This window comes from Pseudoduganella sp. S-14 (genome assembly GCF_049913285.1).
Lineage (GTDB): Bacteria > Pseudomonadota > Gammaproteobacteria > Burkholderiales > Burkholderiaceae_D > Rugamonas.
The window spans coordinates 5,347,596-5,362,245 of record NZ_CP183991.1; the positions used below are offsets into that span (position 1 = coordinate 5,347,596).

General features: G+C 66.2%; 11 protein-coding genes. 8 read left to right on the plus strand and 3 right to left on the minus strand.

Features of this window, described 5'->3' with window-relative positions; all coding sequences use genetic code 11:
* Positions 1–84: 84 nt before the first annotated feature.
* From ACN9MZ_RS24675 to ACN9MZ_RS24710, 8 genes are all read left to right on the plus strand, one after another.
* On the plus strand, positions 85–1,488 hold the full coding sequence (locus ACN9MZ_RS24675) for an efflux transporter outer membrane subunit (protein ID WP_426339480.1): 1,404 nt from the start codon (positions 85–87) through the stop codon (positions 1,486–1,488).
* A gap of 13 nt (positions 1,489–1,501) precedes the next feature.
* The gene (locus tag ACN9MZ_RS24680; protein ID WP_426339481.1) at positions 1,502–2,656 is read left to right on the plus strand and encodes an efflux RND transporter periplasmic adaptor subunit; all 1,155 of its coding nucleotides are present in this window, start codon (positions 1,502–1,504) and stop codon (positions 2,654–2,656) included.
* Positions 2,657–2,665: 9 nt separating this feature from the next.
* Positions 2,666–5,764, plus strand: coding sequence for an efflux RND transporter permease subunit (locus ACN9MZ_RS24685; RefSeq protein WP_426339482.1), 3,099 nt, complete (start codon positions 2,666–2,668; stop codon positions 5,762–5,764).
* Between the two features lie 10 nt (positions 5,765–5,774).
* Positions 5,775–6,239 carry an AraC family transcriptional regulator gene (locus ACN9MZ_RS24690; protein ID WP_426339483.1) on the plus strand — a complete coding sequence of 155 codons (465 nt, stop codon included), beginning with the start codon at positions 5,775–5,777 and terminating at the stop codon, positions 6,237–6,239.
* Positions 6,240–6,241: 2 nt separating this feature from the next.
* Complete coding sequence (locus ACN9MZ_RS24695) at positions 6,242–6,745, plus strand: DUF1003 domain-containing protein (protein WP_426339484.1); 504 nt, start codon at positions 6,242–6,244, stop codon at positions 6,743–6,745.
* An 85-nt stretch (positions 6,746–6,830) separates the two neighbouring features.
* Positions 6,831–9,164, plus strand: a complete 2,334-nt coding sequence (locus ACN9MZ_RS24700; RefSeq protein WP_426339485.1) for a VIT domain-containing protein — start codon at positions 6,831–6,833, stop codon at positions 9,162–9,164.
* Entirely contained in the window at positions 9,161–9,946 is a 786-nt protein-coding gene (locus ACN9MZ_RS24705) for an archaeosortase/exosortase family protein (RefSeq protein WP_426339486.1), read from the plus strand. Before ACN9MZ_RS24700 ends, ACN9MZ_RS24705 begins: the two co-directional genes overlap by 4 nt.
* Positions 9,943–10,470 carry a hypothetical protein gene (locus ACN9MZ_RS24710; protein WP_426339487.1) on the plus strand — a complete coding sequence of 176 codons (528 nt, stop codon included), beginning with the start codon at positions 9,943–9,945 and terminating at the stop codon, positions 10,468–10,470. Before ACN9MZ_RS24705 ends, ACN9MZ_RS24710 begins: the two co-directional genes overlap by 4 nt.
* Here ACN9MZ_RS24710 and ACN9MZ_RS24715 read toward each other — a convergent pair.
* Genes ACN9MZ_RS24715 through ACN9MZ_RS24725 form a run of 3 tightly spaced genes read right to left on the minus strand, consistent with a single transcriptional unit; the run spans position 10,467 to position 14,616 of the window.
* On the minus strand, positions 10,467–11,855 hold the full coding sequence (locus tag ACN9MZ_RS24715) for an efflux transporter outer membrane subunit (protein WP_426339488.1): 1,389 nt from the start codon (positions 11,853–11,855) through the stop codon (positions 10,467–10,469). The genes ACN9MZ_RS24710 and ACN9MZ_RS24715 overlap by 4 nt on opposite strands.
* Complete coding sequence (locus ACN9MZ_RS24720) at positions 11,852–12,994, minus strand: HlyD family secretion protein (protein WP_426339489.1); 1,143 nt, start codon at positions 12,992–12,994, stop codon at positions 11,852–11,854. Before ACN9MZ_RS24720 ends, ACN9MZ_RS24715 begins: the two co-directional genes overlap by 4 nt.
* Entirely contained in the window at positions 12,991–14,616 is a 1,626-nt protein-coding gene (locus ACN9MZ_RS24725) for an MFS transporter (RefSeq protein WP_426339490.1), read from the minus strand. The genes ACN9MZ_RS24720 and ACN9MZ_RS24725 overlap by 4 nt, the downstream gene beginning before the upstream one ends.
* Positions 14,617–14,650 lie beyond the last annotated feature (34 nt).

Genomic DNA, 14,650 nt, shown 5'->3' on the forward strand with positions numbered 1-14,650 from the left:
TGAGGGCAAAGACTCCTTTGTATCAGGATGTTAATTGTTTGATTTGTATGCTCTAATTCACGTTGCGCAAATTGAAAGGACGGCATGAAGAGATATCAGGTCCCGCTATCGGTGGCGGCCATGCTGGCGCTCAGCGCCTGCGCCATCACCGGACCGGCGAACAAGGTCGCGGCGGATGCGCCGCAACAATGGCAGGCACCCCTGCCCCATAACGGCAGTACCGGTGAACTGGCCCATTGGTGGCAGCGCCAGTCCGATCCGCTGCTGGTGGAGTTGATCGAGGCCGCACAGGCGGCCAGTCCCACCATCGCCAGCGCCCAGGCGCGCTTCGCAGCAGCCAGCGCCGAGCGCACCGCCGCCGGCGCCGCCCTCGCCCCCTCGCTGACCGGCGTACTGACCTCCACCCGCATGAGCCAGCAGTCCGCCAGTGCGCCTACCAATACCACTACCCAGTTGCTGGCCCAGGCCCAATGGGAGATCGACCTGTTCGGCGGCGGCCGCGCGCGCCGCAACGCTGCCATCGCGCGCCACGAAGGCGCGCAGGCGGGCTGGCACGAAGCCCGCGTCAGCGTGGCGGCCGAAACGGCCAACCAGTATTACAGCCTGCGCGCCTGCGAAAAGCTGCTGGACGTCGCCCGCATGGATGCCGCTTCGCGCGCCCATACCGCGCGCCTGACCGACATCACCACCAAGGCCGGCTTCCAGTCGCCCTCCGCCAATGCCCTGGCCCGCGCCAGCGCCGCCGACGGCAATAACCGCGCGGTAGCCCAGCGCGCCGCTTGCGATAGCGAACTGAAAGTGCTGGTGGCGCTGACCGCCATCGCGGAACCGGACCTGCGCGCGCGGCTGGGCGACAGCGCAGCCGATGCCGTGCTGTCGCCGGAAGCCGGCCTCGCCATCGATACGGTGCCGGCCCAGGTGCTGGCCCAGCGCCCGGACGTGTTCAACGCCGAGCGCGCAGTGGCTGCTGCCAGCTACGACGTCGCCAGCGCGCGCGCCGAGCGCCTGCCGCGCCTGGGCCTTTCCGGCTCGATCGGGCGCGGCCGCCTGCATGCCGACGGCCAGGACATCACCGCCAACGTGTGGACCATCGGCCCCCTGCAAATGACCCTGCCGGTCATCGACTGGGGCGTGCGCCGCGCCAACGTGGAAGCTTCCCGCGCCAGCTATGACGCAGCCGTTTCGAGCTACAAGGCCAGCGTGCGCCAGGCAGTGTCGGAGGTTGAACAGGCACTGGTGGCGCTGCAAAGCACCCAGGAGCGTGCCGAGGATGCGCAAACCGCGCTGGACGGCTACCGCACCTTCTTCACCGCGACCGAAGAACGCTACAAGAACGGGCTGGCCAGCCTGCTTGAACTGGAAGACGCCCGCCGTACGCGGCTGGCCGCGGAAAACACAGTGGTGAACCTGCAGCGCGAACGCAGCGCCGCCTGGATCGCCCTGTACCGTGCAGCAGGCGGCGGCTGGACCGCACCTGCCGCGCAATAAGACTGGACAAACTATGAAACCACTGCACCGCACTCCCTCCGCTACACCCGTTCACCATGCCATGGCAGTTGCCATCGCCCTCGCCGCCCTGGCCCAGGCGCCCTGCGCCATGGCCGAAGACAAGAAGCCTGCCGCCGCCAAGCCATCGCTGACCGTCACGACCGTCCGTCCGCAGAAAACCAGCCTGCCGATCCGCCTGACCGCCAACGGCAACGTCGCCGCCTGGCAGGAGGCAATCATCAGCAGCGAATCGAACGGCCTGCGCCTGTCGGACGTCAAAGTCAACGTGGGCGACGTGGTCAACAAGGGCGCAGTACTGGCCGTGTTTGCGCCGGAGACCCCGCAGGCAGAAGTGGCGCAAGCCAAGGCCGCGTTGATGGAAGCCGAAGCTGCCGCCGCGGAAGCGAAGGCCAATGCCGAGCGCGCACGCTCGATCCAGGACACCGGCGCCCTGAGCGCCCAGCAGATCAGCCAGTACACCACCGCCGAAGCCACGGCCCAGGCGCGCGCCGCCTCCGCCAAGGCCATGCTGGCGTCGGCCGAACTGCGCCTGCGCTACACCAGGGTGGTCGCCCCCGATGCCGGCGTGATCTCGGCCCGCAGCGCCACCGTCGGCGCAGTGGCCGGCCCGGGAACCGAGCTGTTCCGCATGATCCGCCAGGGCCGCCTGGAATGGCGCGCCGAAGTCACGGCCGCCGACCTGCGCAGCATCAAGATTGGCGGCAATGCCGTCGTCAAGGCCGCCAATGGCAGTGAGCTGACCGGCAAGGTGCGCATGGTGGCGCCGACCATCGACCCGCAGACCCGCTCCGCCCTGGTCTATGTCGACCTGCCGCCAAATAGCGGCAAGCAGGCGTCGTTCAAGGCCGGCATGTTCGCCACTGGCCAGTTCGAGCTTGGCGCATCCGATGCGCTCACCGTGCCGCAGCAGGCGATCACCGTGCGCGATGGCTTCAGCTACGTCTTCCGCCTGAACCAGGACCAGCGCGTGAGCCAGGTCAAGGTGCAGCCGGGCCGCCGCATCGGCGACCGCATTGAAGTGCTGTCCGGACTGGCGCCCGATGCGCAGATCGTGGCTGCCGGCGCAGGTTTCCTGAACGACGGCGACCTGGTACGCAATACCGGCGCGCCGGCGCAAGCCGCTGCGGCGGTCAAGCCGGCACGCTAAGGAGGCGCCGTGAACTTTTCCGCCCTCTCAATCAAGCACCCGGTTCCGGCAATCATGCTGTTCATCCTGCTGTCGCTGGCAGGCTGGATGGCCTACCGCGCCAACCCGGTGCAGGACTTCCCGGACATCGAACTGCCGATCGTCACCGTTTCCGCCTCCCTGCCCGGCGCCGCGCCGGCCCAGCTGGAAACCGAGGTGGCGCGCAAGATCGAGGATTCGGTCGCCACGCTGCAAGGCGTGAAGAACATCTACGCCAAGGTGCTGGACGGCACGGCCACCATCACCGTTGAATTCATCCTCGAGAAGAACCTGTCCGACGCGGTCAACGAGGTGCGCGACGCCGTCACCCAGGTGCGCGCCGACATGCCCGGCGAAATGCGCGACCCGGTGGTCAGCAAGGTGTCCACCGCCGGCCGCGTGATCCTGGCCTTCACCGTCACCCCGAAGCAAGGGACGAAGATCGACGATGCGGACCTGAGCTGGTATGTGGACAATACCGTGGCCAAGAAGCTGCTGTCGGTACCGGGTGTGGGCGCCGTCAAGCGCGTCGGCGGCGTAAGCCGGGAAATCCGCGTCGAGCTGGATGACGAACGCATGGCTGCCCTGCGCGTGTCCGCGCTGGACGTGTCGCGCATGCTGCGCCAGGTACAGAAGGAAGCGCCGGGAGGGCGCGGCGACGTCAGCGGCGCCGAGCAATCAGTGCGCACCATCGCGACCGTGAAGAGCGCGCAGGAACTGTCGCAGATGGACATCCCGCTGGGCGATGGACGCCACATCCGCCTCGATCAGGTGGCCGACGTGACCGACACCATTGCCGAACCGCGCTCGGAAGCGACGCAGGACGGCAAGAAGGTCGTCGCCTTCGAAATCTTCCGTACCAAGGGCGCCAGCGAAACCCAGGTTGCCGCCGATGCGCGCGCAGCAGTGGAACAATTGCGCAAGGCGCATCCAACCATCGACATCACGCAATCGATCGACAATGCCGAGCCGGTGGACGAGAACTTCGACGGTTCGATGGAACTGCTGTACGAAGGCGCCATCCTGGCCGTGCTGGTGGTGTGGTGGTTCCTGCGCGACTGGCGCGCCACGCTGGTAGCCGCTTCGGCGCTGCCGCTGTCGGTGCTGCCGGCCTTCCTCGGCATGTACTGGATGGGCTTCACGCTGAACACCGTGACCTTGCTGTCGCTGGCCCTGGTGGTCGGCGTGCTGGTGGACGACGCGATCGTGGAAATCGAAAACATCGAGCGCCACCTGCACATGGGGAAAACGCCGATGCAGGCCGCCCTTGAAGCGGCCGACGAAATCGGCATGGCGGTGATCGCCACCACCTTTGCCCTGGTTGCCGTGTTCCTGCCGACCGCCTTCATGGGCGGCATTCCCGGCAAGTTCTTCAAGCAGTTCGGCTGGGCCGCCGTGCTGGCGGTGCTGGCATCTCTGGTCGTGGCGCGTTTGCTGACGCCGATGATGGCAGCCCACCTGCTGAAGCAGACCGACAAGCCGCAGCAGGAAGACGGCTGGATCATGCAGCGCTACATGAAGACCATGCGCTGGTGCCTGAATAATCGCGGCAAGACCGCGCTGGCCGCAGGCGCGTTCTTTGTCGGCTCGATCATGCTGGTGGGCCTGCTGCCAACCGGCTTCGTGCCGCCGGCCGACCGCGGCCAGACCATGGTCAACCTGGAACTGCCGCCCGGCTCCACGCTGGCCGAAACGCGCGCCATCGCCGAGCGCGCCCGCCTGGCCATCATGGAAGTCAAGCCGGTCACCAACGTATTCAGCTCCATCGGCGGCGGTTCTTCCGGTGACGCGTTTGCACCCGGCGCCGCGGCCGAAGCGCGCCGTGCCGTGCTGACCATCACCACCAGGCACCGCAACGACCGCAAGGAATCGATGCCCCAGATCGACGACATGATCCGCGAAAAGCTGTCCGCCCTGCCGGGCGCGCGCTTCACTGTCGGCCCGCCGGATACCGGCGTGAAGATGCAGCTCGTGCTGCGTTCGGAAGACCCGGTGGCGCTGATCGAGTCGGCGCGCAAGGTGGAGCGCGACCTGCGCACCCTGCACGGCATCGGCAACGTCACCTCGAGCGCTTCGCTGGTGCGTCCGGAAATCATCGTGCGACCCGATTTTGCCAGGGCGGCCGACCTGGGCGTAACCGCCAATGCCATCGGCGAAACGGTGCGCGTGGCCACCGCCGGCGACTACGACTTCGAGCTGACCAAGATGAACCTGGCAGAACGCCAGGTGCCGATCCGCGTCAAGCTGCCGGACAGCGTACGCGCCGACCTCGATGCCATCGGCCGCCTGACAGTTCCCGGCCGCAATGGCCCTGTGATGCTGGCCAATGTGGCGGCCATCACCATGGATTCCGGCCCGGCCCAGATCGACCGCCTGAACCGCAGCCGCAACGTGACGCTGGATGTGGAGCTGGGCAGCCGCTCGCTGGGCGAACTGGATGAAGAAGCACGCCAGCTGCCGTCGATGAAGAACCTGCCGCCAACCGTGACCCGCGCCGAACTGGGCGACACGCAGGAAATGCAGAACCTGTTCGCCAGCTTCGGCCTCGCCATGCTGATCGGCGTGCTGTGCATCTACGGCGTGCTGGTGCTGCTGTTCCACGATTTCCTGCAGCCGCTGACCATTCTTGCCGCGCTGCCGCTGTCGATCGGCGGCGCCTTCGTGGCCCTGCTGGTGACGCAGAAAGCGCTGTCGATGCCATCCATGATCGGCCTGATCATGCTGATGGGGATCGTGACCAAGAACTCGATCCTGCTGGTCGATTATGCCATCCTGGCGCGCGCCGAAGGCATGAGCCGCTTCGATGCGCTGGTCGACGCCTGCCACAAGCGAAGCCGCCCGATCCTGATGACCACCATCGCCATGGGCGCCGGCATGATGCCGCTGGCCATGGGCTGGGGCGCCGACCCGAGCTTCCGCTCGCCGATGGCGATCGCCGTGATCGGCGGCCTGATTACGTCCACCCTGCTGTCGCTGCTGGTGGTGCCGGCCGTGTTCACCTATGTGGACGATGCCGAACACCTGATCAAGCGCATCGTGCATAAGGTACGCAAGCCGCACAAGCATGCACCGGCGCCCGTCGCCGAATAAGGAGCCTGCCATGAAAGTCCGCACCGTAGAAATCGAACCCGCCCGCGTTGCCTGCCTGCGCCACACCGGGCCCTTTGGCCCGGCCCTGGGCGATTTCTGGCGCGAGGTGGTGGCGCCGTGGCTGCAGTCCAACGGCCTGACGGGACGCGTCACCTACGGCGTGGCGATGGATGATCCCGGCAATACGCCGCCAGAGAAGTGTCGCTACGACGCCTGCGTCGAAGTCGGGCATGACGACCCTGCGCCGCCGCCAGCGGCGCTGGCAACCATTCCCGGCGGGCGCTATGCCGTGGTGGACTATTATGGCCCGGCAGGCGGTATTGGCGACGTGTGGCACGAATTCTATTCACGGGGCTTGCCCGAGGCGGGCTTGAAAGACCGCCCCGGCCCCTGCTTCGAACGTTATGCCGCAGACTTTTGCGCGGACCCGAAAACGGGCGAATTCGCCTGCGAACTCTTTATCCCGATCGACTGATCATGAGCAGCCAGCCAGGCCACGACAGCGACCACCTGCGCTTTCACCGCGCACATGAACACCTGAGCAAGACCTTTGGCGCGGACACCTTCGGGCTCAGGGCCGAAGCGTTCGCCCGCTTCTTCGGCACGCCGCTGTTCCTTGGGGCGCAGACTATCATCGTCGCGGTGTGGATCGTTGCGAACATCTGGGGATTCACGCATTTCGACCGCTACCCCTTCATCCTGCTGAACCTTGCGTTCAGCCTGCAGGCAGCTTACGCGGCGCCGCTGATCCTTCTCGCGCAAACGCGCCAGGCCGAACGGGACAAGGCCCACAACGATGCCGACGCGCGCCACCGCGAGGCGCTGGCACAGCAGGCGGCTCGCCACACCGCGCAGATGATGGAGCTGCTTCGCCAGAATACTGAACTGACCCAGACCACCAAGCAGCTGGTCGAGCGCATCGACAAGCTGACCGCTGAAGTTCACGGCCACCTGCTGCACGAGCGGAAGGACGTTCCCTGAGCATCAGGCAGCTTCACAGGAAACACATAATCAACGCATAATCGGCATTCACAATTGCGCTTCCACCAGCCACCATGGAAGAGCAATGCCAAAAAATTCCGCCGTAGAAGGCCGGCCGCCAAACGGGACTATCGCGTTTGTCGCACTGTTCGGGGTCGCCCTGCCCATCGCCGCGCTGCTGTTTGAATCAATCACCGGCATGTGTCGCCAGATCTTCTTCGATCCCCTTCCGACGCCGATTCACTTCGCCCTGTACGCCACCATTCCATTGGCAAACGTACGCCTGTTGCTCGCATTGAGGCGCGGCGCAGCATTGCCGCCGCGCTGGAGCCTTTTGCATGCATTCTCCGCCGGCGTTGCCGTTTTTTACAGCCTGGTATTCCTGCCGATATCCCCCATTGCGGCATTCGCGGTCATCGCTTTCGGCATCGGCCTGCTTGGCCTCTCGCCGCTGTTTGCCGTGGCATGCGTCATATTCTCCAGAAAGGCATTGCGGGCTGCAAGCGGACAATCGCCTGGCAAGCTGTGGCAAGGCATCGCGCTCGCATTCCTGGTGCTGCTGGTGATTGATGCCCCGTCCACCATGACAAGGATCGGCATGCAGATGGCTGCGTCGGACTCCGCCGAGATTCGCCTGGGCGGCATCCGGCTGCTACGCAAGGTGGGCGATGAGGACTTGATGCTGCGCCTTTGCTACCGCCAGGGCGCACAGGCGACCGACCTGCTCGGCACCCTGTTCACAAGCCAGGCGGAAGCCGACCCACAGCGTGCGCGGACCGTCTTCTACCAGGTGACGGGAACAGTATTCAACTCCCGCCCCGCTCCTGTTCACCGGTCGATGCGCGATTGGGAGCGCACATTCGACGATGGCCAGGGAAATGCCAATGTAGGCCAGCGGGTCAACGACGTCGCGCTGGCAGCGTCGCGCATGGATGGATCGATTGACGCCAATGCCGCGCTGGGCTACATGGAATGGACCATGGAGTTTCACAACAAGTCGCCCAGCCAGCAGGAAGGCCGGGCAGAGGTTGTCCTGCCGCCAGGCGGCGTCGTGTCGCGCGCAACGCTGTGGATTGACGGAGAGGAGCGCGAGGCCGCTTTCGGTGCCCGCGCGCAGGTACGCCAAGCCTACGCGAAAGTGGTCAGCAAGAACCGTGATCCGCTGCTGGTCACCACGGCGGGGGATGACCGGATTCTGGTACAGCTGTTTCCAATCCCTCCGTCCGGCAACATGAAAATCCGCCTCGGCATCACCATTCCCCTGGTGCCTCAAGGCCAGCAAGCAATGCATCTCCAGTTGCCGGCCTTCAGTGAACGCAACTTCGACCTGGCGCCGGACTTGCGCCACGCCGTATGGTTCGAGTCAGCAGCACCGTTGAAAGGCAGCCCCGGGTTAAGAGCCCAGGCAGGCCCACGCGGCATCTATGCCGTACGCGGCGAACTGGCCGAGCCATCGCCGGCGCATCCAATGCATACGGTCTGGGTGCCCGGCGCGCGGCCTGCAGCGCTGGCATGGAGCACCGATGAGAAAGGCGGCGACGGCAAGATCGTCGTCCAGGAAGTCAGCGAAGCCGCCGCCATTCCGCCGCAGCGGGTGGCCATCGTCATCGATGGCTCGGCATCAATGCAGCAACGCAAGCGTCAACTGCTTGATGCCCTGGCTTTCTTCCCACCAACCATTGAGATGGCCGTGGTGTTTGCCGGGGACGAGACACCGTCGCTGTTCCTCCATGACGCCACCAATTCGCTACTCACGCGCCAGTACGTCGGCAAGCTGGACTTCGCCGGCGGACGCGATAACAGCGACGCACTGGGTGTGGCGTGGGACTGGGCCGCCATGTCATCGCGCGGAGCGATTGTATGGATCCATGGCGCCCAGCCCCTGGCATCCCAGTCAACGGGCGCCTTGCAGCAGCGGCTGGAACGCGGGGCAAGCCAGGTCGCCCTGTATGACCTGGCCGTGGAACGGGGACCAAACGTGATAGCGCAGCAGCTCGAAGGAGCTAGCGCGGTAGCAAACTTCGGCAACCTGGCCGAAGATCTCGGCAAGCTGTTTGCACAATGGGCGCCCGGAGCCAGGCGCACGGTCCTGTTGCGCGAGCGACGCAGCGGCGGTGGCATGCCACAATCGAGCCAAACCTCACAGCACCTGGTGCGGCTGTGGGCTGCAAATGAAGTCGCCGCAATGAGCGCAGCCTCGTCCCGCAAAGCTGATGCCGTCAGCCTGGCCGTACGCTACCAGCTGGTGACCCCCGTCACCGGCGCCGTCGTGCTGGAAACGCGCGAGCAATACAAGGATGCCGGCCTGGAGCCCGTACCGCCGGGCAGCGTGCCGACTATCCCGGAGCCGGAAACCTGGGCGATGATCCTGGTGGCGAGCCTCATGCTGGCGTGGCACCGCCGCTTGCGGCCCCAATGAAGCCGGCGCCATTTCCCCTGCTGCTGGCCGCCTTGTGCCTGGCGTGCTGGCCGGTCCTGCTCTGGTTCGCCACCGGCACGCTGGACGGTTCGAACGACAGTGCAGGCTTGCTGGCCGCGGCGGCCGCCGCAGCCGTCGTAGCCTTTGCGCCGGCGCGGCAGGCCCTGGCACGTCCGCTGCTGCTGCCGTGCGCATGGCTTGCCGTCTATCTCGCCGCCACCATTTGCAAGGTACCTGTGCCGGCGCGTTCGTTGATCCTTGCGGCGGCAATCACGGTACTGGCCAGCAGTGCCAGGCTGGGCAAGCGGTTTGACGTGGCCCTGTTCGCGCTTTGCATCCTTGCATTGCCGTTCGCCGCAACCTTGCAGTTCTACCTGGGATATCCGCTGCGGGTCCTCGCCGGCGACGTGTCGGTTTTCCTGCTGCGCATGAACGGCGTCCTCGTAACGCGCGAGGGCGCCATGCTGGCATGGCATGGACAGCTGGTGTCGATCGACGCACCATGCAGCGGAGTGAAAATGCTGTGGACAGGCCTGCTCCTGGCAAGCGCCGCGGCAGGAGCCAGGCGCCTTGCATCGCTACCCACGACTGCGGCGCTGACGCTGGCAGTCGTCGTGGTCGTTGCGGCCAATGCACTCCGCGCTTCGGCGCTGTTCTACGTGGAAACCGGCATCGTGCACCTGCCGCAGGCGGCGCATGGCGCCATCGGCATCGTCAGCTTTGCTGGCGCAGGCGCGGCAATACTGTTCGTGACGCATCGCATGGGCAGGAGTGCGCCATGAGACCGTTAGCCGCCATGGCATTCGCCGGCTTGTGCGCTTTGGCCGCGCTCGCGCCCGCGTGCGTCGAAAGCGGTGCAAGCACCCGCGTCATGGCCGACTTTCCGGGATGGCCCGCCAGCTTTGAAGGCAAGCCGCTTTCGCCGCTTCCCCTCACGCCGATCGAAGTGCGTTTCCAGCAGAACTTCCCTGGACGCGTGGGCCGATTCAGCGATGGCGAGCGCGAAATCGTTATCCGCTGGGTGGACCGGGGCACGCGCAAGCTGCATGCAAGCAGCGACTGCTTCAAGGCGAATGGCTACGAGCTCGCCATGCGGCCCGTCAAGATCGTCGGAAACGAGCGCTGGTCGGGCTTCATCGCCTCCCGCGGAGCGCAGCAGCTTGAAGTGCATGAACGGATTACCGATGGCCACGGCGGGCAGTGGAGCGACGTCTCGGCCTGGTATTGGGCAGCGCAACTGGGACAGACAAGCGGCCCGTGGTGGGCCATCACCGTTGCGAAGGCCGCCAGCGGGCATGCGCCTTAATCGGCCGCCCAGCCGCCGCCCAGTGCGCGGTACAGGTCCACGCTGGCGCCCAGAACGCGGCTGCGCAATTGAAGGCGCGTCACGTCGGCGTTGAACAGCGTGCGTTGCGCATCCAGTTCTTCCAGGTAGGAGGCGTAGCCATTGCGGTAGCGGTTGCGCGCAATGCGCAGCGTTTCGGCCGCCGTGGCGCGGCGCGCGTCGTTCTGCACCGACTGCTCCTGCAATCGCTGCAAGGCAGTCAGGCTGTTCTCCACTTCCACCAGCGCCGCGCGCACCGTCTGCTCGTAGGCCACCAGCGATTGGTCGCGCTGGGCGGCGGCGGCATCGGTCTGCGCCTGCACGCGGCCGCCATCCCAGATTGGCGCGGCCAGGCCGGCGCCCACGCGCCACAGGAAAGTCGGGTCGTGCAGGAACTTGCTGAAGTCCGGCGATTGCATGCCTCCGGTAGCGGTAAGGCGGAAGGCAGGCAGCAATTGCTCGCTGGTCGCCCGCACCCCGGCCCTCGCTGCCGCCAGCGTGTGCGCGGCGCGCGCGATGTCTGGACGCCGCCGAAGCAAGCTTGATGGCAGCCCGACCGGTATCTCCGGCGGGGCCAGTTCGTCCAGGGTCTTGCCGCGCGCGACCGGACCTGGACTGCTGCCGGCCAGCAAGGACAGCGCGTTTTCCTGGTCGCTGATTTGCCGCTGCAACTGCGGGATCTGTTCGGCGGCGGCCTCGTACTCGGCTTGCGCCTGCAGCCATTCCAGGCGGGAGGTATAGCCGGTCTCGAACTGCCGCTGCGCCAGCCGGCGTGATTGCTCGCGCAAGTCCAGGGTGGCGCGCGCCAAGTCGAGCTGGGCATCGAGCCCGCGCAGTTGCAGGTAGCCGTTGGCTGCCAGCGCCGCCACCGACAGTTGCGCTGCGTCAGCGTTGGCCTGTTCGGCTGCCAGCGATTGCGCTGCCGCCTCGCTGGCATGCGCCAGGCGTCCCCACAAGTCGACTTCATACGCCGCTTGGAACTCGCCGGAAAACAGCTTGGTGATGTAGGGCGCGCCGTTATAGGCCAGTGTGCGCGTACGCACTGGCGTCAAGGTGGCGCCCAGCGTTGGCGCCCGGTTGGCCTCCGCCGCCGCCAGCCGCGCGCGGAACTCCGCCACGCGCAAGCGTGCCAGCCGTGCGTCCGTATTGTGCTCCAGCACGCGATCCACCAAGGCGGACAGCGCCGGGTCGCCATACGCCTGCCACCATTCGCGCTCCGCCAGGGTCCGTGATGCGAGCCCAGTCGGGGCGGCAGGCTGGCTGCGCCATTGCTCGGGGACCGACAGCTGCGGTTCGAGCGCCGCGGGGATGCGCGCGGCGCAGCCGGCCAGCGCCAGGGCAACGCATGCGGCAGCGCTGCGCTTCATGGCCGCGCTCCCGCTGCTTTCTCGTCCAGGACAGCGGAGGTATCGACGCTGACGATTACCGACATCCCCGGCCGCAGGCGTTGCGCCAGCTTCTGGCCCTGGTCGATCCTGATCCGCACGGGAATCCGTTGCGAGATCTTGACGAAGTTGCCCGTTGCGTTATCTGCCGGCAGGACGGCGAACTCGGAACCGGTGGCAGGCGATATCCGCTCAACCTGCCCGGTCAGGGTGGCGCCATCCAGCGCGTCGACCTTGAAGGTTGCGCCTTGTCCCACCTGCACGGCGTTCATCTGCGTCTCCTTGAAGTTGGCGATGACCCACATCTCACGCGGCACCAGGCCCATAAGCTGCGCGCCGGAGGCCACATACGCGCCACGCCGTACGTTCACCTGCCCCAGCTGCCCATCGGCCGGTGCGACGATGCGTGTATTGTCCAGGTCCACGCTTGCCGCTTTCAGCGCCGCCTCCGCATTTGCCACTGCCGCTTCCAGGGCGCCGCGATTCACGGCGACGGATTGCGCCTGCTGGCGCGCGATATCCACGTTCGCCCTGGCCTGGGCTACCGCCGCCAGCGCCTGGGCACGCGCCGCTCGCTGCGCATCCTGCTCGCGTACCGACAGCGAACCGTCGCCGACCAGTTGTTCCGCCCGCCCGTAATCTGCCGAAGCACGCGCCGCCTGCGCCTGCGCATTCGACAGCACCGCTTCCTGCAGGGCGATGCCGGCCCTGGCGCTGGCGCGCGACTGCTCCCAGTTCCCCAGTGCCGCCTTTTGCGCGGCCAACTGGGCCTGTGCCTGCTCGAAGCGCTGGCGGTAAATGCGCGAATCCAGTTCCACCAGCAAGTCGCCCTTGCGCACGAACTGGAAGTCCTGCACCTTCACGTCCGCTACATATGCGGGCAGTTGCGATCCTATGACTGTCACCTGGCCGCGCACCGTGGCGTTCTCGGTCGACACCAATGGACTGGTGAAGGGTGGCAGGCGCCACGCGTACAGCACGATCAGTACGCCAATCAACGCGATCAGGGCGAAACCGATGCCCGACAGCCACTGTGCGCGCCGGTCTGGCGCAGGAGGCGCAGGCGCGGTGGCGGGTGCCGCAGTTGCGGAAGTCTCGTTTGCTGGTGGCGATGCGCTCATTGGGCCCCCGAATTGGAAAGTGAAACTTGCGCCATGCCGGTCTGCGCATTCTGCGCCGGCGCTGCCGGACGGGTGGCCGTGCACACCTGCCACGCATAATGCAGCGCCATCCACGCCAGCGTGCCGCAGGCAACAAAGAAGATCATCAGGAAGACGTCGTTGTAGGCCAGGATATTGGCCTCGCGGGTCGCCGCCCCGCTCAGCGACGGCAGGCCGAACGCCTGTACCCGCGACGCTACCTGCGGGTCCTGCAGCGTAAGGTGCTCCACCAGCTGGCTCGAATGGAATTTTTCACGCACCACCTGGAACGTCCCCACCAGCGCCGAGCCAAGCAGGCTGCCCAGGTTCTGCGTCATCGAAAACATCAGCGAGAAGCTGATCAGGTTGCACGGCTGCGCGATCACCGCACCGAAGCCCGACACGAAGATCGGCCCAAGGAAGAACGTGCCGCTGAACGCCAGCAGGAACTGGCTGAAATACATCTGCTCCGGGCGCGTCAGGCTGGTGGCCTGCGAATCGATCCACGCTCCCACTGCCATCAGCGCCAGCGCGAACATCAGCATCGGCTGCAGGCGCTGCGGCGCAATGAGCAGCGCACTGGTGAGGATGCCCAGCGTGGCCCCTGCCAGGGCCACCAGCCACAGGGTCTGCATCTGGTCGTTGTTCAGGCCGATCGCCTGCAGGAAGCCGACCGCGCCGCCCGCCTCCGACTGCACCACGCGGATCAGCAGCACCGAGATCGCCAGGCGCGTCATGCTGGCGGTGGTCAGCCAGCGCGTATTGAGCAGGGGCTTGCGCCGGTTATGTTCGATTGCCACCGCCGCCGTGAACAAGATGATGAAGGCAACCAGGGCCCAGCCGATCCAGCGCGCCTCGAACCACCACACGGTGCGCCCCAGCGCCAGCACGGCGCACAGGAAGGCCACGCCGGGCGCGAACAGCGCAAAGGTCACGAAGTCCATTTTCTCGAACGCTTTCACGCGGTCGCCGGGTGGAAGCTTGAGCAAAAGCACGCAGCCGAAGGACAGCAACGCCATGCCCAGCTCGAAGGAATACAGGCCGCGCCATTCGGCGATGGACAGCAGCTCGGAAGAGAAGATGCGCGCCAGCGGCAGCGACAGTTGGGCAAAGCCGATGCCCAGCACCACACCCTTCAAGCGGTGCTGGGCCGGGAAAGCCTGCAGCACATAGTACAGCCCCAGCACCGTCAGCGCGGCGCCACTGATGCCGTGCGCCGCACGCACTGCGATAGCCGACGCCAGGCCGTGCACGAACAGGTGTGCCACCGTGACCACGGCATACAGCAACAGGAACAGTTCGGTGAACAGGCGCAGGCCAAACTGCTGGCGGAACTTCACCAGCAACAGGTTCATGGAGACATTGCCCATGACGTAGGCCGCCGGCAGCCATTGGATTTCCGCGCTGGTCACGCCCAGCGAGCCCTGGGCATAGACCAGGTTGACCGTGACCAGCGCGTTACCGAGGCCGCCGGTCAGCGCGACGATCAGCCCAACCAGGAGAAAGGCCAGCCGCTTCGGTGCCGAGTGCAGCGGCGTAGACGGAGAGCCCGGCAGCAGCGGGCGCTCGTGAGGCAGCCATTGTTGTGGGGCGTACTCATCCATTGGATTAGTCTACACCCGGGCCGCACGGCTGCCT